This window comes from Paenibacillus sp. S02, assembly GCF_019454065.1.
Taxonomy (GTDB): domain Bacteria; phylum Bacillota; class Bacilli; order Paenibacillales; family Paenibacillaceae; genus Paenibacillus; species Paenibacillus polymyxa_B.
The window spans coordinates 4,731,838-4,752,507 of sequence record NZ_CP073682.1; the positions used below are offsets into that span (position 1 = coordinate 4,731,838).

At 48.1% G+C, this 20,670-nt stretch carries 20 protein-coding genes and 1 pseudogene; 8 read left to right on the plus strand and 13 right to left on the minus strand.

All coding sequences use genetic code 11. The features are described from left to right. Nucleotides 1–69: 69 nt before the first annotated feature. From KAI36_RS20970 to KAI36_RS20990, 5 genes are read right to left on the minus strand one after another with little or no spacing between them, the layout of a single operon-like run. Entirely contained in the window at nucleotides 70–1,200 is a 1,131-nt protein-coding gene (locus KAI36_RS20970; protein WP_071558326.1) for a hypothetical protein, read from the minus strand. After that, on the minus strand, nucleotides 1,193–1,441 hold the full coding sequence (locus KAI36_RS20975; protein ID WP_025719468.1) for an acyl carrier protein: 249 nt from the start codon (nucleotides 1,439–1,441) through the stop codon (nucleotides 1,193–1,195). The genes KAI36_RS20970 and KAI36_RS20975 overlap by 8 nt, the downstream gene beginning before the upstream one ends. Before the next feature lie 17 nt (nucleotides 1,442–1,458). After that, on the minus strand, nucleotides 1,459–2,835 hold the full coding sequence (locus tag KAI36_RS20980; protein ID WP_220025917.1) for a preATP grasp domain-containing protein: 1,377 nt from the start codon (nucleotides 2,833–2,835) through the stop codon (nucleotides 1,459–1,461). Nucleotides 2,836–2,890: 55 nt separating this feature from the next. Further along, complete coding sequence (locus tag KAI36_RS20985; protein WP_023990063.1) at nucleotides 2,891–4,084, minus strand: radical SAM/SPASM domain-containing protein; 1,194 nt, start codon at nucleotides 4,082–4,084, stop codon at nucleotides 2,891–2,893. A gap of 49 nt (nucleotides 4,085–4,133) precedes the next feature. Continuing rightward, on the minus strand, nucleotides 4,134–4,412 hold the full coding sequence (locus KAI36_RS20990; RefSeq protein WP_013311713.1) for an acyl carrier protein: 279 nt from the start codon (nucleotides 4,410–4,412) through the stop codon (nucleotides 4,134–4,136). Nucleotides 4,413–4,765: 353 nt separating this feature from the next. Between KAI36_RS20990 and KAI36_RS20995 the strand changes: the two genes are divergently transcribed. From KAI36_RS20995 to nagA, 3 genes are read left to right on the plus strand one after another with little or no spacing between them, the layout of a single operon-like run. Further along, complete coding sequence (locus tag KAI36_RS20995) at nucleotides 4,766–5,632, plus strand: MurR/RpiR family transcriptional regulator (protein WP_071642672.1); 867 nt, start codon at nucleotides 4,766–4,768, stop codon at nucleotides 5,630–5,632. Between the two features lies 1 nt (nucleotide 5,633). Next, a complete protein-coding gene (gene nagB, locus KAI36_RS21000) occupies nucleotides 5,634–6,362 on the plus strand; it encodes a glucosamine-6-phosphate deaminase (RefSeq protein ID WP_220025918.1) in 729 nt (242 codons plus the stop codon). After that, nucleotides 6,359–7,579, plus strand: a complete 1,221-nt coding sequence (nagA, locus tag KAI36_RS21005; protein WP_220025919.1) for an N-acetylglucosamine-6-phosphate deacetylase — start codon at nucleotides 6,359–6,361, stop codon at nucleotides 7,577–7,579. The genes nagB and nagA overlap by 4 nt, the downstream gene beginning before the upstream one ends. A gap of 105 nt (nucleotides 7,580–7,684) precedes the next feature. Here nagA and KAI36_RS21010 read toward each other — a convergent pair whose 3' ends face one another. After that, nucleotides 7,685–8,647 (minus strand): YhcN/YlaJ family sporulation lipoprotein, encoded by a 963-nt coding sequence (locus tag KAI36_RS21010; protein ID WP_220025920.1) that lies wholly within the window; start codon nucleotides 8,645–8,647, stop codon nucleotides 7,685–7,687. Nucleotides 8,648–8,842: 195 nt separating this feature from the next. On the opposite strand from KAI36_RS21010, the gene KAI36_RS21015 reads away from it, so the two are divergent. Continuing rightward, complete coding sequence (locus KAI36_RS21015; RefSeq protein WP_220025921.1) at nucleotides 8,843–10,420, plus strand: esterase/lipase family protein; 1,578 nt, start codon at nucleotides 8,843–8,845, stop codon at nucleotides 10,418–10,420. A gap of 116 nt (nucleotides 10,421–10,536) precedes the next feature. Here the strand turns inward: KAI36_RS21015 and KAI36_RS21020 are convergent, their stop codons facing one another. Genes KAI36_RS21020 through KAI36_RS21030 form a run of 3 tightly spaced genes read right to left on the minus strand, consistent with a single transcriptional unit; the run spans nucleotide 10,537 to nucleotide 11,791 of the window. After that, the gene (locus KAI36_RS21020; RefSeq protein WP_220025922.1) at nucleotides 10,537–11,196 is read right to left on the minus strand and encodes a hypothetical protein; all 660 of its coding nucleotides are present in this window, start codon (nucleotides 11,194–11,196) and stop codon (nucleotides 10,537–10,539) included. Between the two features lie 53 nt (nucleotides 11,197–11,249). Beyond that, nucleotides 11,250–11,492: a helix-turn-helix domain-containing protein gene (locus tag KAI36_RS27630; protein ID WP_220025923.1), complete on the minus strand. Its 243-nt coding sequence runs from the start codon at nucleotides 11,490–11,492 to the stop codon at nucleotides 11,250–11,252. After that, a complete protein-coding gene (locus tag KAI36_RS21030) occupies nucleotides 11,435–11,791 on the minus strand; it encodes a hypothetical protein (protein ID WP_025719486.1) in 357 nt (118 codons plus the stop codon). Before KAI36_RS21030 ends, KAI36_RS27630 begins: the two co-directional genes overlap by 58 nt. Nucleotides 11,792–11,977: 186 nt before the next feature. Between KAI36_RS21030 and KAI36_RS21035 the strand changes: the two genes are divergently transcribed. After that, nucleotides 11,978–12,181, plus strand: coding sequence for a hypothetical protein (locus KAI36_RS21035; protein WP_025719488.1), 204 nt, complete (start codon nucleotides 11,978–11,980; stop codon nucleotides 12,179–12,181). Between the two features lie 75 nt (nucleotides 12,182–12,256). Here KAI36_RS21035 and KAI36_RS21040 read toward each other — a convergent pair whose 3' ends face one another. Genes KAI36_RS21040 through KAI36_RS21055 form a run of 4 tightly spaced genes read right to left on the minus strand, consistent with a single transcriptional unit; the run spans nucleotide 12,257 to nucleotide 16,423 of the window. Continuing rightward, a complete protein-coding gene (locus tag KAI36_RS21040; RefSeq protein WP_220025924.1) occupies nucleotides 12,257–13,195 on the minus strand; it encodes a DUF4340 domain-containing protein in 939 nt (312 codons plus the stop codon). Further along, nucleotides 13,192–14,583: a GldG family protein gene (locus tag KAI36_RS21045; RefSeq protein ID WP_220025925.1), complete on the minus strand. Its 1,392-nt coding sequence runs from the start codon at nucleotides 14,581–14,583 to the stop codon at nucleotides 13,192–13,194. The genes KAI36_RS21040 and KAI36_RS21045 overlap by 4 nt, the downstream gene beginning before the upstream one ends. A gap of 5 nt (nucleotides 14,584–14,588) precedes the next feature. Further along, nucleotides 14,589–15,311 carry an ABC transporter permease gene (locus tag KAI36_RS21050; protein ID WP_025719492.1) on the minus strand — a complete coding sequence of 241 codons (723 nt, stop codon included), beginning with the start codon at nucleotides 15,309–15,311 and terminating at the stop codon, nucleotides 14,589–14,591. Then, nucleotides 15,308–16,423 (minus strand): ABC transporter ATP-binding protein, encoded by a 1,116-nt coding sequence (locus KAI36_RS21055; RefSeq protein ID WP_258297192.1) that lies wholly within the window; start codon nucleotides 16,421–16,423, stop codon nucleotides 15,308–15,310. Before KAI36_RS21055 ends, KAI36_RS21050 begins: the two co-directional genes overlap by 4 nt. Before the next feature lie 321 nt (nucleotides 16,424–16,744). Here KAI36_RS21055 and KAI36_RS21060 point away from each other — a divergent pair. The 3 genes and pseudogenes from KAI36_RS21060 to KAI36_RS21070 form a co-directional block, all read left to right on the plus strand. Continuing rightward, nucleotides 16,745–18,181 (plus strand): annotated as a pseudogene (locus KAI36_RS21060) (NTTRR-F1 domain); the annotation flags it as partial. Between the two features lie 197 nt (nucleotides 18,182–18,378). Next, the gene (locus tag KAI36_RS21065; RefSeq protein WP_220025928.1) at nucleotides 18,379–19,470 is read left to right on the plus strand and encodes a glycosyltransferase; all 1,092 of its coding nucleotides are present in this window, start codon (nucleotides 18,379–18,381) and stop codon (nucleotides 19,468–19,470) included. A gap of 54 nt (nucleotides 19,471–19,524) precedes the next feature. After that, on the plus strand, nucleotides 19,525–20,619 hold the full coding sequence (locus tag KAI36_RS21070; RefSeq protein ID WP_220025929.1) for a tetratricopeptide repeat-containing glycosyltransferase: 1,095 nt from the start codon (nucleotides 19,525–19,527) through the stop codon (nucleotides 20,617–20,619). Nucleotides 20,620–20,670: the final 51 nt, after the last annotated feature.

A 20,670-nucleotide genomic window follows, 5' to 3' on the forward strand; every position in this document is an offset into this window, starting at 1 on the left:
TCAATTCCCCTCCTCTTTCCTCTGTGCAGGACACCTGATGAACGTTACTTATACGGCCGAATGCTTGGACTACTCGGCTGCTTTCTCTGCTAAAATCATCAGTTCCTCCAGCATATGCCGCTGTCTTTCAATTAAATGCAAAGCTCGTTCCGTAATTTCAGGCATCCGATGCTTGCGCAATTGAAGCCCTGTTTTGTAAATATGCAGATTAAGCTTGTGCCAATCTGCGTACAGCGCCTGTGCCAATTCAATTACATGCTGTGTTTGTGGTCCCAGCGTGGCTTGATGCAGCAGGCAATAATCAGCTGTATAATCCGTCAAATGAAGGGCACTGCCCAATCGCAGATTGTAATAGATTTCATGACAGTACGTCCGAAAATCCTGATCCTCCATGTCTGCCAACAGATGGAAGTCACCGACAAATGCCCGGTACCCCTCATCTCCCCGCTTGACCTGCTTGCCTGTCACAGCTTTCCCCGTTTGATTTTCCGACTCATTAGACGTAGGTACGCCTCTCCAGATGGCTTCGTGTCCAGTCAAATACTGTCGAATATGATGAGCACACGCAGCATGCATCTCACTTGGCGAAAGCGGGGCAGGCTGCTCCACCAGCCATGCATACTCAATAATGCCCTGCATCAGATCGTCGAGCCGGGCTGAGCCCACATAAGTCATGGCATGTCCCGAGGAATCGAGCAGGAAGCTATCATTGACCTGTGCTGTCCGTTCTTGCAAGTCCAACCCGCACAACTCAATCACGTGGCCCCTTGGGTAATTTTTCACATATACATCGTGATAGGTTAAAGCGGTGCTCGACGTATGCAGCATGGTACCGTAGCCCGATGTGAGTACCTGCAACAGGTTGGTTTCATCGCTGACACCAGCGACCCACGGTTCCACGCGAATAACAGGTCCGCCACTGGCTGCCATTTCTTGAAGCTGCTCCGGATATTTCTCAGGTCCGAAGCGCTTCAAATCTCCACCATACTCTGCGCACATACTCCCACACAGCATGAATAGCTCGGATTCGGCCATGTTCACCCCGTACCTCCGCAATGAGGTACGCAGGGAAGAATATACACAATGTTTCCCTGGAAGAGCGTTTGCCACTTCTTCTGCACCATAGTCCACAACAGAATCTTGACGAGTCTCCATATCGGATTCCTGCATCAACCTTGTCTTTTCAGCGCCCTTATGCATATTTTCCCAGCAGACGCTCAATGCCTTGCAGTGTAGATAGATGCTCCAGCACTAGATCGTCGTCCTCCATCGTAATATCGAGCTCATTTTCCAACTCTACAATTAATTCCACAGCGGATAAAGAATTCAGCCCCAAGGTTCGCAGATCCTGATCCGGAGTCAACTGTTCCAGCTCTCCCGAATCCAGCTTCAAAATCTTTTCCAGCAAGGGTACTACATGGTATACATCTGTTGTTTTCATTCTTGATTCCCTCCAATTTATGAGCATCCTAATCCAGCAATGATACCTTCCAATTTGTGCGCATAAGCATCAGCTTCCGGCCAGCTGTCTGCCAAAATAAGTGTGAAAATCCGGTTCACATAGCCCCGCTTCACAGGAATACCAGACAATGTACCCGCCGTATACACAAACACCCCTTCTGGACGTTCGGGCGTATAGAGCAAGCCCTCCTCCGCGAGCAACCCGCACAAGCGGCTGTAGGTGAGAGGTGTAGCGGTAACGTTGCGGTAATAACGGGATAATGTTTTATGCTGTTCTCCCAGGACGGATGACAGGAACGAAATATAGGTAGACAACGTAAATCTACCATTTATCTCAATGACTGGAACCAGCAAACCTTCTTCGTCAACAAAACCGTCAATAGAGGCCATTCCCGTATACCCAATGGAATAAAGATGTGTACCCAGCTGATAGGCGCAGCGTCTCACTTCTTCCTCCAGCGCATCGCCAATCTCAGCTGGCACTTGAGATCCGATATATACGGTGCCATCCACGTTTTGCCTTTTTAGCGAAAACATCGTCACACCACCGCCCTCGTCAATGCAGAGCTGGTAGTTCAGATCCATCTGCTTATTGTGCCAGCGCTCCACCAGCCAGCCGCCGGAAGATGGCGATGAGCCGCCAAAACGCTTCATCACACTCAGCAGCGTGTCCAGCTTGGACAGCTCGTCCAGCATATACATGCCTTGTCCTGAGGCACCGTGCGGCTGCTTGATAATCAGCTTCACAGGTCCATCCGATAAGTCAGCCAGTCTGGCACACTCCCTGCGGATCGCCGATTCGTCTGCACATACAGCGCCTTCGCTGACAGCAAAACCAAGCTTTTGCGCGGTCAGGCGGCTGAATATTTTATCATTCACCTGAGCACTGACCGCGGATGGAGCACCGATCAGCTCTAGCCCGCAAAGCTCCGCAATCGCTTCCTCCTGCGGTGTGACTGCATAGGGGACGAGCCACGCTTTGGCTCCGCCGCTGCTATGGCCTGCATCTGCAACCGTGCGCAGTCGTGCCAAAAGCGCCTCATCCGCCAGTACCAGCTCTGAAATCGGCGTTAGCGGATCAGAAGGCTCCGGCACCTCAATACGCGGCAGGCTAAAGCCCAACCGCTGAAGCATGTCCAGAAACGCCTCATCCGGCTGTTCCCGAAGTACAATGACATCCTGACTTCGACATAGCAGGAGATTCATTTCCTCCATCCGGTTTACGACTTGCTGTTCATCCCGGTCTACCATGCCCCCCTTGCGGGGGGATGGATGCCACACCTGCTCTGCGCCGATATTAAACAGCCAAATCAGGACTCCATGGTCCCGTTCATGCGCAAGCGCTTCCACAAGGTTAATAGTTTTAGTCGTCACGTCTTGTCATCATCCCTCTCTCTTCCATCCAGTAACAAACAACATCCTTAGAAAACTAAATGTATTTCAGAGAGCCTGCCCCGTGCAGATACAATACGCTGCATTTGGAGCACACCGGAGTCAATCCTTCATGATTAATCTTTTGACGAGTTTTCTCATACGCATCCGAGTTCCATATCTCCTTCAGACTGTGCTCACGCATGCTTCCAATCGTGAACTCACTGAAAAATTTGCAAGGCATGACCTTCCCATCTGGTAAAATATCTGTTCTAGAGGTGAGCGCCAAACAATGATTGGAACAACGGCTGACCATTTCCTCGCCATGTATAAATTTATCAATTTCCTCATAATCCAAACCGGGCTGATAGCGCACGCGAATGTTCCATACTCGCTCATTGATCCGCTGTAGTTCCTGCATCAGAGGATCGATGTTATCCGGGTTGATTTTATATTTGAAAGCATGCCAGCTACTAATATTTTTTTCTTCAAGTTGTCGGAGCCAGGAGAAATTATGTGTGAAATATTCATCCATTTTGAGGGAGGTCTCTTTGGAAATGTACCAGGGGAACGTCAGCAGCACCAGATCCAGCCTTTTGTCCTCCAGCATTTGCAGAAATTCGTACATCCGTCCGATCATGTTATCGTTAATGACCGCATGGACAGTTACCCGTCCTTTGTACAATCCCTGGTCGCGCAGTTCAATCAGCTTATCCATCTGCCGCATTGTTTTTTGAAAGGTGCCTTTACCGCGAATTAGATCGTGTTCTCTTTCAAAACCTTCAATCGCTATTAATAATTCCAGATTTTCGGACAAATCCAAAATCCGGTCCAAATATTTATCAATAAGTAATCCATTTGTACAAAAGGTCATTTCGCGCCGATCTTCCGCCAGCACGTCCAAAATTTCATCAAAACGCCGGTGAAACATCGGTTCGCCGCCCCACATGTACAGTCTGGACTTGGCTTCCTTGGTTTCGCTCAAAATCTGCCGGAGCATGTCCGGAGCAAGATCCATGTTTTGTTCTTCTTTATCCATTTGGTGATGGTAGCCTTCCTCGTTCCATTCAAAGCAGTGTGTACATCTCAGGTTGCAGCGGTTGGTCAGCTTAATGCCGATCGTCTGGGGCATGTCCGTTTTGAAAGTAGGGTCCTGTGTGGCGTTACGGTAAGATACAGAAGCGTTTTTCAGGTTACGCTTGATGAGCTTGAACGCTTTCTCATCAATCAGCACATTGCTTTTGGGCTGCATGCTAACACCTCGTTTAATGGATTTTCAGGCACATGTACCAAGCTGTACGTCAGACCGTCTCCATTCCTTCCAGGTGCGGCGCTTGTTCCGCATCGCTGATCCCCTGAATGTAGCTGCAAAACGCATCTACCGAGCTCAAATGCTCTAGCTCAAAGGAATCAAAATCAATCTCCACATCAAACGCATCCTCCACTTGCAGCATGAAATGAACCAACTGCAACGAATCCAGTCCGGCATCATGAATAATGTCCGAATGTCCATCCAGCTTAGCGACCAGTTCAGGATCTTCCTTGACCGCGCTGATCATTTCAATCACTTGGCTTTGCATAGCAAACTCCTCCTTGTGAATGAGATTCTATTCGTTCCGCCCAACGATGTACTCTGCAAAGCTCCTAGATAAATTCCTTCACTGGAACTTTATTCAATTATACTCCTCCAATGAAGAGACAAGTCAATAGGTTGTTTTGTAAATAAAACTCGCAATATGTAAATTAATGTATGATAACTTCTACAATTTTCGCTGGCTATTTTTTCGCAAAATCTAATAAAAATTCTCCTCACATCTCTTGCATGAGCGGCAGAATTATTTTACAATACATATGAAAATGTTTTTCTTTATATTATTATTATATACGATACTTATTTTCACCCAAACACTCTACAGCCAAAGGAGCACAGCTCATGACCCCCATTCTTCATACATTAGCCCATAGACTGGAGCAGCTTCCCGTACAGGAGCGCAAGCTGGCGGAATCCATCCTGCAATCCCCGGAAGATGTGCTGCATCTGGGTATTCGGGAGCTGTCAGAGCGTTGTGGTGTGAGTGCGGCGACCGTTACGCGGTTTTGCAAATCACTACATTTTAAAGGCTATCCCGATTTCAAAATGAAGCTGGCCGCCGAGTTGTCCCATTCCAACCGTAATGGTGAAGAATCCTATCAGGATATTGTCGCCGGAAATTCACTTTCCCGAATCGTGCAGGCTATTCAGGCGAACCATACCGCATCCATTGCGGACACGACCCGACTGCTGGATTACGACAAGCTGGAGCAGGCCATTGCATGGCTGTCAGCCACGAGCCGCATTGATCTCTATGGGATGGCGACATCGTCGATTGTGGCACAGGATTTTTACCAGAAGCTCATCCGTATTGGCAAGAACAGCACTGCCTTTGCAGATTCGCATATGCAGATTACCTCTGCCTCCTCGCTCGGAGCAGGAGATGTCGCCTTTGCCGTCTCTTATTCAGGAGAAACCCAGGAGACCATTGCGGCTCTACGTTGTGCAAAGGAACAGGGGGCTAAGACATTATCCCTGACCTCCTTCGGAAACAATACGCTGGCAGGTCTTGCGGATATTGCGCTATTTTCCTCTTCATTGGAGGAAGGAATGCGACGTGGGGATATGGCCTCCCGCATCGCCCAGCTTCATATCATAGATATTCTGTTTACAGGTATGGTGAGCGCAGATTTTGACAAATATATTCCGAGATTGGAAGGTTCATATCAACAAGTGAGCAAGCTCAAAAAACAACCAGGGGGTCACTAAGATGAACATACGCATTTTGAACAGCCGTGAGGACCTGAACGCTACTGCCGCCGCTGTGATCGCCAGCTTGCTGCTATCCAAACCACAGGCCATGCTTGGCCTGGCCACCGGTAGTACGCCGATTGGCATTTACCAACATCTTGTAGATATGTACCGCAAGGGACAGGTCAGTTTTGCACGAGCCTATTCCGTGAATCTTGATGAGTATGTTGGTCTTCCCCCAGAACATCCGCAGAGCTATCGAAGCTTTATGAATGAGCACTTGTTCCAGCATATCGATATTCCCATATCCCATACACGTGTCCCTGACGGAAATGCACTGGATCTGGCAGCAGAATGTGCAGCGCACGAGCAGGCCATTCTGGACCATGGACCCGTGGATCTGCAACTGCTTGGCATTGGTCATAATGGTCATATCGGCTTTAACGAACCTGGTCACCGCTTGACTGGAGCCACACATGTTGTAGATTTGAAAGAAAGTACGCGCTCGGCGAATGCTCGATTTTTTGGCGATATAGATGCTGTACCCAGGCAAGCAGTTACGATGGGAGTAGGCACGATTCTTAAGGCGAAGCAAATTATACTGGTGGCTTTTGGTGCGGATAAGGCTGATATTATAAAGCAGGCTTTAACTGGACCCGTCACGACTGAGTGTCCGGCTTCTCTGCTGCAATGTCACCCTAACGTACTTATCTTACTGGATCAGAAAGCAGGAGGATGGTTCAATTGAAGTCAAATGAAATGAGTGGTAACGTACCCCAGCTACTGTATGGGCAAGTTGTCGTTGGAAATGACATCATTGAAAAAGGGGTTGTCGTCATTGAGGGGCAATCCATTGTATACACTGGTTCAGAAGAGCATTTACCCGCCGATTGGACAGCGGTAGTCTTGGCAAATCAGGAAGAAACCGCAGCGAAAACCGCAAACATTGTGCGTTTGGAAGAAGGCTATCTGCTGCCAGGCTTTATTGATATTCATGTTCACGGCGGTAACGGTGAGGACTTTATGGACTCTAGTCCAAGGGTGCTGGATACGATCACCTCCTTTCACGGTTCACAAGGAACGACGGCTATGCTGGCTACCACCATGACCGCGCCCAAGGAACAGATTGACCGGGTATTGAGTGAAGTTCACGCATACATGGCACTACCTATGCCCTATGCTCAGTTGGAGGGCGTACATCTGGAAGGGCCGTTCATCAGTCCGAACTGGCCTGGAGCGCAAAACCCAGAACATATCGTGCCACCGAATCTCTCATGGGTGGCAGAATGGGAGCAGCTCTATCCAGGCCTTGTTCGCCAGCTCACGCTTGCGCCCGAACGGGAAGGAGCGCTGGAACTGATTGCATGGCTGCGCAGCCATGGCATTACCGCGGCTCTCGGTCATACAGATGCTACGTATGAAGAGGTTGAACAGGCAGCGACGGCGGGGCTGAATCATGCGGTGCATGCATTTAATGCTATGACTCCGCTGCATCATCGCAAGCCGGGAGCCGCCGGAGCCGTACTCGCTGATCCGCGCATTGAAGCAGAAATCATCGCGGACGGCATTCATGTGCATCCCGCCGCCATTTCCCTGCTCGCTAGATTAAAGCAGGATCATAATCTCATTCTCATCACAGATGCCATGTCTGCTACTGGTCTGGAAGACGGTCATTATACGCTCGGCGATTTGCCGGTGATCGTGCAGGGCGGTGTAGCGCGACTGGAGGATGGGGTCACTTTGGCAGGAAGCACACTAACGATGATTGAAGGCTTCCGCTATTTGGTTCAACATGTGGGTATAAGTATTCCCACAGCATCACAAATGGCCAGCCTGAATCCAGCTCGATCCTTGTACATTGCTGATCGTACAGGTTCGCTTGAAGCAGGTAAACAAGCAGACATCCTGTTACTGGATGGAGACTTAAAGCTGCAAGGCGTATGGATTAAAGGATTGCGCAAATAATTCAGTTATAGTTATCATTCCCCAAAACTAAAGAGCTATCCACCAGCGTATTCGCTGAGATGGATAGCTCTTTCTTTGGCATTGCACACACTTATAGGGTTTGAATTAGCGATGATTCATCGGCGCGGGCGTATGATTTTGTGGGCGTGTGGGTGCTGTATTTTCCATTGGACGGTTTGTACCAGCCGCCGGGGTCGGGAATACACGTTCAATCACATCCACCATTTCATTGCTCAAGCCTCTGATCGGATGACCATTTTGCACACTGTGTGTAAAGTCAGTGGCTTGTTTGACAAAATCCGGGTTAGCCGATACATACACCTGTTCAATCGAAGGTGCAAATTGCTTAACTTTATTCGCGATTCGGCTCTTGACTGCATCACTTGGTTCATATGCAGTTCTTGCTCCCTCGATTGTGGTGTTTCTGTTATCTGTGCCATTGTTGTTCGCCAAGCCACGCAACATACCATACGAGCCTGTACCCATCGTACCGAATAAACCATCATCACGACGCGCAGGTGTTCCATTCCCGGTAACTCCATTGTCTGTCATTCCAGGCGTTGTAGTATCCGTAGTACGGTTTCCTCTAGTGCCATTAACGCCATTCACACTCGGTACATTACCGTTACGTCCAATACTATTAGCACTTGGAGTACCGTCAACACTTGGAGCACCCACACCTGTTCCGTTGGCTTGGTCTTTCAAGGAAACGGCTACATAGGCATGTCGTTCACCGACCAGCACTGTCGCAGACTTTACATCCGGCATCTCGGATATACGTTTCGACAAATTGCGATCGACTTGCAGATTACGGACTGGATGTCCAGTTCGGTTGGCATTTTCATTCAACACCATCCCGTCCATACCATTGGACTTAACCCCATAACGATTCACACCATCCATACCATAACGGTTCACACCATCCATGTGATGTGTGCTTTGCGCGTTATAGCGTGTACTGTTCGTACGAACGTTATGATCGGCATTTCCGCACCCGGTCAAAGCAGCCATACTGGCGAGTAAAGCAGCAGAAATCGTAAAACTGATGACCTTCTTAGTTCCTGGCATGAACTCATCCTCCATACATTATAAAATGTGTGACGAGATTATCATGCGCTATGAATCATAGGGATATCCTGACTAAAAATTGACTAAAAAAATAAAATTTTAATGTAAATATGAAATACAATTGATGATTTACCACAAGATGGCATGTATAATAAGCTTGAAAAATACTTTATTTTACAAAGGAGGATTTTTAGTTTGAAAAAGATCACCGTTTTGATGCTCATTTTTTTGTTATCAGTTACTCTTGTCCCCGTTGGCGCTTTTGCAGGCTCCACTACACCCCAACCTCCGAAAGATCCCGCGGGAAGCTGGGCAGAAGGTCCACCACCTAATCACGTTGATCCAGCCAAGCCCGCACTATTGTTCGTACATGGTTTGAACAGTAGCGCTGAAGTCTGGACCAAGAATAATAACGATATGCTTCAGCGTGCACGAGACGCCGGATACCAGACAGCCACCATTAATCTGTACGATACAACTGGCACATCCCAAGATATGTGGGACAATGGTAAGCTTCTGGCCGACAAAATTAAGGTCATCAGCAATCACTTTGGAAAAAAGCTTATCGTCATCGCCCACAGCAAAGGTGGAGTGGATACTCAAACCGCTCTCGTATATAACGGAGCCGCTCCTTATGTACAACGTGTCATCACCCTCAGCAGTCCTCATCATGGCTCACAACTTGCAGATCTCGCCTACAGTAGCTGGGCCGGATGGCTGGCAGATATCGTCGGGTCACAAAATCCCGGTACCTCCACTTTACAAACATCTTATATGAAGTATTTCCGAACCAAGACCGATGCACTCAGTAATGCGACTACAGTTCCATTCTTCACGTTTGCTGGTGATAACTGGTCTGGCGGCACTGCTTCCTACATACTGGGCGGACTTTACCTCTCAACCTTTGGTAAGAATGATGGAGTGGTCACAGTCGACAACGCTAAGCTTCCCGGCGGACGTGTAGTTAAAGTCGGATCTTGGGATCATGCCAAGGTTCGCACTGGTTCTTACGTCTTCTCCCTGATCCAACCCTACCTCCAAGCGAACACTCCAGCATTGAATCAGGAAACTGAGGCACTTTCAGCATCTTCCCTGACTGCTTCTGCTTTACAATCCACCTATAGCGAGATCGATAATTCATATTTTATCCGAGGCGGCGATTATAATGGAAAAGCCTCAGAAACCCTCACTGTTGAAAATGGTGTAAAATCCATTGATCTGGACTGGATCAGCGATAAACGTGTGAGTAAACTGGAACTAACCAAGCCTGACGGTACTAGTGAAATTATTAATCTGAAAGCAGGCTATGATAACGATATTTTTGCCGGTGCCTGGCATCATAACGCCGTCATTCAAAATCCAAAACCGGGCACCTATAAACTGAACGTCACGGCTCCTGATAATGGAGCGTATCTCCTGATTGCACGTTACCAGGCTGTTCAAGTTCCTGAGCTGAAATACAATTTAAATGCAGTGGGCCCGAAGCTAAATCTGAAATCACAGGATTCCCCGAACAGCGTTACACAAGTTACCTACCAAGTTCAATATTATGGTGATCCGCAGCAAGGAGTCACTTCTACATCCAAAGGTTTGACGGTACAGCAAAAAAACGTTAACCCTACCGGACAAATTGAGCTATCCAAAGCGGACAAGCCCGGCCTCTATTCTGTAACCTATGAAATTAGCGGCACCACAGAGGCTGGATATCCGTACCGCCGCACAGCTGTTCAATCCATTTATATTGATGCTGACGGCAACAAGTATGTTGACTAAATAAATCTACAACCTAAAAAGCCTGCGAACCCCCATTATAGTTGGGCGTTTGCAGGCTTTTTTTCATTTACAAAACATCTTGATAGAGGTAATACTTTGTAATCCATTCGTTGTGTTCAATCCGTTGTCTGATTCCTCAGCTTATGAAGCCAATAGTAGCGGTGTAAATCCATAATAAAATGAAAAAGAACACATGCTAGCATCGAGTATACACTTATCAATACTGTGGCAACTAATTGTTGTGTAGCGAATCCGAGGGAAACATTAGCTATCAGATAACCAGCCCCAGTAAATGTGGTGATAGTTACTACAGGTGTTCTCTTGTTTTTTTTCTTAACTTTTGGTTTCTTCTTATGATTTGAAGGATCTTTGAATTTCGCCAAATTATATTTTATAAAGTAATACAAGGCGACTCCATAAAGGGCAAAAGAACCTATAAAATACCATGAAGTATCCAGATCCAACATGCCATAAGCAAACTTTTGTGTCATGATCATGAAGCCAATAGAACAAACCCAACCAAATACACCACGGAATAAAATGTAATTCAACTGCAATTTGCGTGGCATGATAACCAGTACAAGGGCCCAAATGTTTATCATAACAATCGGTGGCAACAGTACATAAACGTAAACTGCAATGTATGGATTTCCCACTAAGGGGATAACCAGAAACAGATCTAACAGTAATAAAACAAGAATGATGACATTGGAACGAATACTGTTGACTGGGTACATCTTCATACTTTTTTCAAAAGAAGCCCTGTTATCACTCATAAACTTAAAGCCCTCCGTTAAATAAGTAAACCTACGGATAAGGATAGCCAAGGCTATATCCATTGTCCACTTTGTACTGTCTTTAACTCTTGTTGCAGTTCTTCTATAAAATCAGTCACAATGCTTTGGACAGCATCTTCACGGGACATACGAATATACCGACTGGTCTTTTGAATGTCTTCCTCGAACAATTGAAGTATCCTACACATGGCCTCCTGATCTCCACTTCGTACTAATTTTAGCAATTGGACGAACTCAGCATCCGAAATAACTCTTTGAGCATTTTCTTTTTCCATTTATTCACCGCCTGTTGGGATAGCTTTAACTCTTTTGCAATCTGTGCTTCGGTTTTGTCTAGTATGTAAAGGTCAAAGATGATCATTTTTCCGATCTCAGAAGATAGAGAGTTGATAAGCTGTAGTGTGTACATATTAGAGTTTGAAGATTCTGTAAAAGATGGGGCACTGACGGCTTCGTTCTTTTCCATTACAAATTCATGATTGGTTTGTACCCGAGCACGATACTGGATTCTCCAAGCAATGCGGTACAGCTTCTTTCGATATTGTTCCACCAATGTTAGCTGAGACTTATCCATTGTAAATCACCCTTTCTCTTTGGATTTGACTTTTTCTAAATCCTCATACTATAGGGTAATTTGCAAACCTATTTTACAACCAAAACAGAACATTTGTTCTTATTTATTATACTATTTTTACATGCAGTTGTATATGGTTCTTTTAATTTACCTTCCTTTATATATGGCTAAAAAGGAGGGAATACATTGCAAATGGATGATGCTCTTTCTCTGGTTACCAACGTAGGCTTTCCGGCTGGACTTTGTTTTATTTTGTTGCGGCACATCCTGCACACGATGGAAGAAAAGCTGGATAAGCTGGATCTCTCGCTTCATGAGCTGATTCAGGTTATCCAAGATTTAAACGACACGAACAGCTCTTCTTCCAAAAGCAGCAAACCTGACGAATAACGAGCACAAAGAAGCTCCAGACGACGATCATCCGCCGTTGGAGCCTCTTTGTGCAGCTAATTTAATTTCTAATGATTATTTTCCAGTCTGTGCTTGGTCGTGGCCATTCTGTTCAGTACGGTTCACGTCAGATACTGACAGACCATAAGCCCAGTTACTTTGTGGCGGCACAACCCATACGGTATCTGGATCATCGCTCAGCGTCCAGCCCTGATAGACCAGCTGGGAATCATCCTTACCCAGCGATATACTCAGCGTAAAGCGGTGAACAGGCTTGCTCAGCTCGGAGGCTTTGCGCAAGGCCTGACTGCTGGCCAGGTTTTTGATTTGCTGCGAGAGGGAAGTCGCCGTGTCATTGGCTACTGACTTTCCGTTCAGCGTCCAAGATGTGGAAGCACTGTCTTCGGTTCCGCTGTTACCGGAGGATTTGAGCATCCATGAAGCATTTTGGCCTTCCCACTCTATTCCGCTCAGCTTGGTATCGTCCCAATCGAACGGCGTTGTATCTATAAAATCATCAGCACCCAGCAACAACCCTGAAAGTGTATCTATAGGTACAGAAGCTATCTCTTTTTTGTCTGATAATACATAAACAGCATCTCCGGAAGGCAACGTTTCACCGAAGGCAAAGGTACGAACGTCGCCCTTCTTGGTCTTAATCTCAATCTGATCATGGGTAGCGCTGATCCCATATTTGGCTACGTCTGTAGGAGAAGATTCCACCACTTCACCCAACTTTACATTTTGAATCGCTGCTAGCCAATTGTCTATTGTATATTGGTTTAGCGGGTAAGTCCGTGGCTTACTCATACTCCATTGACCATCATGTTGTTCAAGTTCCACCGACTTGCCGTCCTTTCCAGTGATCGCGAAAGACGTAATATTCTCTTGCGTTAGCTGAACCAGCTGGCGAACCGCCGGCGCTTGTTCACGAAAGAAGTTTTGGCTTTTTGCATAGATTATACCCGCTCCCAATACAACTAACAGTAGCACTGTGGGTATCCATTTTCTCATGCTCTTCTTCGCCTCCACCATAATAAGATTCCGATGACCGCGAATAGCAACGGCAATCCGATGACAGATATGGTCAATATCGTTTTTGCTTGTGCAGGAGTCAAGTAAGCTACCTTATAATCCTGCTCCTGACGAGGACGAATGGTGAGCCCATCAGAATGTTCCTGCACATAATTCAGACTGTTCAGCACAAAGTCTCGATTGCCTCCTGTGCTGATCTCAGTGTCGCTTAAAAGGGCAGACGTTCCGAGAATAACGGCTTTGGGCTTACCGTCTTTCCCTTCTACTGCATAACCGAGATTCAGCGGCCCCTGCGGGTCCTTGTCATCCTTCTGCGTTTCGTTGTTCAGCAGCCCTTGGATATTCGTTTCACCATAGCTGGCTGCAGAAGATTTCATCAAAAGCGTCGTCTTCCAATCCTTTGGCTCCCCTGCCTGCAAAGCAATAGACAGTGAAAGAACCGGGTACAGATTGGAAGCCGCCAACTTATCGGTGATCGCATGACTGCCGAAGGTAGGAACCGTCCATAGAGGTCCAAGTGTATTCGTCTGTTCCTGATCCACCACGATGGCATGAGTGTCCTTCACTCCATAATCAGCCGCTAATGCATCAAGGTTTTTCCAATCGGACCCCATGTTCGGGTGAAAGCCTAGCGCCATAAAAAGCTTTCCGCCATCATTCAGATACGTACGAATACTCTTCAGTTCCGTTGCACTGATATCACGTTCTGGTCCGACAATAGCCAATACAGACGCATCTTTGGGCACGCTCCCCGCCTGATTGAGCTGAACTTCCTCTGTTTTCACATTATCTTGTGACAGTGAGCTGCTTAATTCAGTCATTTGGGACAATGGGATTTCCTCATGTCCAGTCAGAAAGACCACTTTCCCTTGACGGGTAGATGATAATCCCAGCAGTCCACTAGTCAGCTTTTCTTCCCCGGTAAATTGGTATGCCCCTTCACCACTCCCCTGAGCCTGCGTAAATAGACTCCCAATATCTATAACCCGCTTCTTCTCCCCTTGCACCAACACAATAGACGCTGAAGTAACACCATATTGCTTGGCCAGTATCGGTTCCTGATTCAGATCGTATTGCTCGACCTTGAGCTTGTTGTTACGCTTGGCGTATTCATTCAGCATATCCGCAACATCCCGGTTCAGCTTCTGATTTTGTGAAGTGGATACGGTAAAAGCAATGAGCCGTACGTCTTCCTTTACACCCTGGATGGTCGTCAACGTTTGGTCAGACAGCGTATACTGCTTGCCTGCCGTCAGATCCAGTTGAAAGCCACCCAACGACCGCAGAAATAACGTCAATAAAATAAAAATCCCTACAGCAGCAATCGATAGTATCACACTATTGGTATGACCCAGCCATTTTTTCATATTCATTACCTCCACCGTTTCCGTTCAACCACTTGGATGCTGAATAGCAAAAAGAGCACCGCCACCGTCACGTAGTACATCACATCGGCTCCATTCAGCAATCCTTTGGTGAAACTGTCAAACCGTGCGGTTAGTGAAAAAGGTTCCAGCCATTGCTGTACCGCCGCAGATGCACCCGTCTGGCCTCCAAACGAATCCAGCATCCAGAACACAAGTAAAATAATAAAACTGACGACCGCCGACATCATCTGATGCTGTGAAAGCGTTGAAGCGAATAAGCCGATCGCCATCATGGCTGCGCCAAGCATAAACAGACCGATCACAGATGTAAATACCAGCGTCCAATCCAGCGACCCATAAAAGGACATCACGACCGGATACGCTAGACTGCACAGCACCAATATGAGCAACATGCCCAGCGACGCCAAAAATTTACCCACGATCATTTCCGTCACACTCACAGGTGAGGTAAGCAGCAGTTCATCCGTACCTTGCCTGAATTCCTCCGCAACCAGCCTCATCGTGAGCAATGGGACGACGAACACCAGCATGGACAAGGTGTCACCGAGTACCAGCCGATAGTCCAGAATGCTAGGCTGATACATAACAAAATTTGTATAAAAAAGTAACCCCGTCAGCAGCATGTACACTGCAAGCGCAAAATACGTCGTTGGTGTCCACAGATAGGCTTGCAGCTCTTTTTGACAGACCGCGAACAAACGCCTCATGACCGATTACCTCCTGTATCCTTATCTTCTTCAGCCTTATCGTCCCTGGACGCAGCTTCTCCATGCTCCACCGTGATGGCCGTAGGTGCTGCAGTCTCCGAGGAATGTAGGTCTTGTATTGCTGGATCGCCGACCTGACCTTCTTCCGTCTCGCGGGTCGTTAACTGCTGGAAGATATTTTCCAAGCTAAGGTTTTCTTTTTTCATCTCCAAAATCGGAAGCTTCGCATCAGACAGCACATAAAATAGTTCTTCGCGAAAATCCTCACCGGAGTCTCCTGTGAGTAGCAATCCGGTCATATCTGGCTCTGCGGCAGTCAGCTCCGTGTTCGCTGGAGATAGCATGGTCGCCATAGATTCAACCTCTACTTTTCCCCAAGTACGCAGGACATCCAGCACCTGCTCACGCTTGCCTTTAACCTCCACCTTCACCTTGAATCCATCTTCCATCGAACCGCCGAGCGCGTCAGGGCGCCCATCCATGACCAGTTTCCCTTCATGGATGATGAGAACACGATTACACAAAGCATCCACCTCAGGCAATATATGCGTACTTAGCAGTACCGTATGATTTTCGCCAATCTCCTGAATAAGCTGACGAATCTCCAAAATCTGATTGGGGTCCAAACCTGAGGTCGGTTCATCCAGTACCAATAAATCCGGGTTATGAATAATCGCACCTGCCAGTCCCAAGCGCTGTTTATACCCTTTGGACAAACTGCGGACTAATTGTTTTTCCCGCCCATTCAGTCCCAGTCGGGACATCATCTCCGAAATACGCAGCTTCTGCTCTCTCGCAGGCACGTCCCGAATACTAGCTACAAACTTTAAATAGGATCTTACGGACATATCCTCATACAAAGGGGGAGTCTCTGGCAGATAACCGATTTTGGAACGGGCCTGTCTACCCTTATCCTGAATCGGGATACCGTCAATCGTAATTACTCCCTCGTTGGGTTGAAGATACCCTGTAATCATGCGCATCGTCGTCGTTTTACCCGCACCATTCGGCCCCAGAAAACCAACAATTTCACCGCGCTGCATTTCAAAATCCAGCTTATGTACACCCCGGTTGCCCTCATACCACTTGCTCACCTGCTGCACTTTGAGCACATGTTTCACCCTTTCTTTTATCGTAATCTTCTCCCTGCTGCTCCCCTACCCCATAATGTTGCATGAGTAGCAGGTAGCAGCGATCGGAAGCTCAAAGCCTTCGCGGAGCGGTCTCCTCGCACTCATGCTACACTTTTAAATTCTAATGATAATCCCCCACATATAACTCCAGCTTAACGTCACTTAAATAGAAGCTTAAAATAATGTGTCTGAAATGTGAACACAAAAATACACATCTGCCCTCGGAAACTTGTACGGTTCGCTAGGATATGGATTCGCATCTACTATCATTACAACGTGTGAAGGGAGTGTATAAAAGCGATGAGTGTATTGTTTACCAATCTAGTTTCTAACGGCGACTTCGAGATCGGATCAACCCTTTTTTGGAGCTCTGTCAACGTGACTGTCACTAACTTATCTGTAAAAAAGACAAACTTTTATAGTGCGATCCTGGCAGGAGGCGCAATAGATGCATCTCTTTCCCAGGTCGTTTTTGCTGCACCAGGCGAAAGCTATACGTTAAGTCTTTCAGCTGCAAAAATAGGAAGCCTGTCCAGTCCTCAAGTTAACATATTTCTGTATTACTATGACGCAGCCTTTAGCTTCCTTGGCACGGGGCTAACTACCTATTTTAGCGCAGGCACTTTGCCAGACGCTGTGAACGGAACATGGCAAAGCCTATATGAAGTAACAGCTCCTGTTCCAGCCAACGCAGCCTATGCCTTTTTGGTTATTAGTAAAAATGCCTTGGCTAACACTGCTGATGTAGCCATTGATGCCGTTGCTCTTGTTAAAGCAAGTGCAGCTGGAGCTGTTGGACCAGCCGGACCTGCCGGGCCTACGGGTGCCACGGGTGACACTGGTATTACTGGACCTGTCGGACCTACTGGTGCCACGGGTGACACTGGCGTTATCGGACCTGTCGGGCCTACGGGCGATACCGGACCTACGGGGCCGACTGGACCTACCGGACCATTTGGCCTTGGATTTACTGGCCCTGTCGGACCTACTGGTGCCACGGGTGACACTGGCGTTACCGGACCTGTCGGGCCTACGGGCGATACCGGACCTACGGGGCCGACTGGACCTACCGGACCATTTGGCCTTGGATTTACTGGCCCTGTCGGGCCTACTGGCGCCACGGGGGACACAGGTGCTACCGGACCTGTCGGACCTACAGGCGCTACGGGTGATGCAGGTGTTACCGGACCTGCTGGACCTATCGGGCCTATCGGGCCTATTGGCGACACAGGCGCCACGGGTGATACGGGTGATACAGGTGCTACCGGACCTGCTGGACCTACTGGTGCCACGGGCGACACTGGCGTTACCGGATCTATCGGGCCTACTGGCGCTACAGGCGACACTGGCGTTACCGGACCTGTCGGGCCGACTGGTGCCACGGGGGACACTGGTGCTACCGGACCTGTCGGACCTACTGGCGCCACGGGCGACACTGGTGTTACTGGACCTGTCGGACCTACGGGCGACACGGGCGACACTGGTGTTACTGGACCTGTCGGACCTACTGGCGCTACAGGCGACACTGGCGTTACCGGACCTGTCGGGCCGACTGGTGCCACGGGGGACACTGGTGCTACCGGACCTGTCGGACCTACTGGCGCCACGGGCGACACTGGTGTTACTGGATCTACAGGGCCGACTGGACCGATTGGACCTACAGGAGACACAGGCCCAGAAGGACCGATTGGACCTACTGGACCTACAGGGCCGACTGGACCTACGGGGCCTACCGGACTCTAACCTCCTTTTTCTGTCACATCATGTTTAAGCGATGTACCCTACCCTATCGACAAAGCCGCCCAACACGTTAAGGCTTTGTCATCCATGCCCTGCCGCGATTGCGGCAGGGCTTCTATAACTCAGACCTCTTTTAAATCCAACTTTATGTTTGACCTGAATCCTTAGATGGTTCCCAAAGGAGTGATGCTCAATTGATCAGTATCAGCCTGTGCATGATCGTCAAAAATGATCAACATACCATTGGCCGTTGCCTGGAATCGGTCCATCATATTGTGGATGAGATCAATATCGTGGACACAGGTTCACAGGATCGGACCATTGACATATGTCGCAACTTTACAGATCGAATTTTTCCATTTGAATGGGTAGATCATTTTGCCCTTGCACGTAACTATTCGTTTGAGCAAGCTACGCAGGAGTACATTCTCTGGCTTGATGCCGATGATATTTTGAAGGAGCAGGATGCCGTTAAGCTGCTTGAGCTAAAGCAAACCCTTGATTCCTCAGCCGTACCAACCGTCGATTCTGTGTCTATGAATTATCATTATGCCTTTGATGATCACGGCAATGTCACCCTATATTTTCGCCGAAACCGCTTGATCAGAAGATCAGCCGGATTCCGTTGGCACGGAGCCGTGCATGAGTACCTCGCCGTAGACGGAAATATTCAACATGCCGATATCGCCATAACTCACACCAGAACACATACAGTCTCTCCAGGAAGAAATCTGCGAATTTATGAGAAGTTGCTCGCCCAAGGTCATGCCTTCTCTCCTCGTGACCTCTACTATTACGCTAACGAATTAAGAGATAATGAAAGATATGAACAGGCCGTGCAGGCTTACCGGAATTTTCTGGATACCGGACAATGCTGGGTAGAGGATGCGATTAGTGCATGTAGCAAAATGGCCGACTGTCTGCAACAACTGGGCAAGCTGGAGCAGAGTATTACCGCGGCTCTCCATAGTTTGACCTTCGATACACCCAGGGCAGATCTATGCTGTCGGATAGGTCATTATTTTTTGCATAAAAATGAGATCACCAAAGCTATTTATTGGTACGACATGGCTACCACTCTCAATCCTCCCGACACGATGGGCCCAGTACAGGACGCGTACCAAACGTGGTTTCCTCATATCCAGCTATGCATTTGCCATTTTCGGCTGAAGGATTACACACGTGCGAATTGGCACAACGAGCAAGCTGCCACGTATATTCCCAACGACCCGCATGTCCTGCATAATCGGCAATTTTTCAGCTCAATCCTGAATCCTCTCCAATAAAGTGTCCCCCATCCCCCCTCAATCTTTAAGTAAGTCAAAGGAGGAGCAAGCGGAATGCAACAATCGAATCGGTACAAGATAGCTGTCTATGCCATTAGCAAAAATGAAGCCCGATTCGCCAAACGCTGGATGCACACCATGCGTGAAGCCGATATTGTCATTGTAGCGGACACCGGCTCTACAGACGATACCGTTTCCCTGCTGCGCGAAGCGGGTGCAGAGGTGCATTGTATCCAGGTAACTCCTTGGCGTTTTGACAAGGCTCGCAATGAGTCCCTACGCCTGGTCCCTGACGATATAGATATTTGTGTCTGTACGGATCTGGATGAAGTCTGGGAGGAGGGTTGGCGGTCGCGGCTGGAACGCAACTGGAGGGAAGGAACTACCCGAATGCTATATGCCTTTACGCATGGACAGCCTGGTCAAGATACCGGTTATACATGGTTCTGGAAAGAAAAAATACACACTCGTCACGGTTACCGCTGGGTACGCCCGGTTCACGAGGTGCTTGAATATATCGGGGAGGGTGAAGAACGCAGCATCCGATCAGACCAGCTCCGCTTGTATCATGATCCCGATCCGCACAAGTCCCGCAGCCAATACCTTCCACTGCTAGAGCAGTCTGTGCGCGAGTTTCCCGAGGATGACCGCAACATGCATTACTTGGGGCGGGAATATATGTATCATGGCCGTTGGGACGAGTGCATTGCTACACTGCAACAACATCTTGCCATGCCGCAGGCACGCTGGGCAGATGAACGCAGCGCTTCGATGCGCTTTATTTCTAGAGCCTATAAAGCAAGTGAACAATGGCAGGAGGCAACGCGTTGGTTATACCGAGCTATTGCGGAAGCACCGTATTTACGTGAACCTTACACAGAAATGGCTCAGCTGGCCTATCATACACGGAACTGGCCCGCCGTCTATCATATGGTCGAAGAAGCGCTGCGTATTTCAACACGACCGGATACGTACATGCAAGAGGATTTTTGTTGGGACGCCACACTGTATGATCTTGGTGCCCTCGCTTGCTACGAGTTAGGCCTTTTACACAAAGCTTGTGAATTTGCCAGAGAAGCCACAGAGCACTCCCCGGAAGACCCTCGCCTTAGCCATAATTATGCGCTAATTCAATCCAGGCTTCCATAGAAACCCACACCCCGTCCTGTAGGTTGAATAACTTGGTATAGGAGCTTGCGA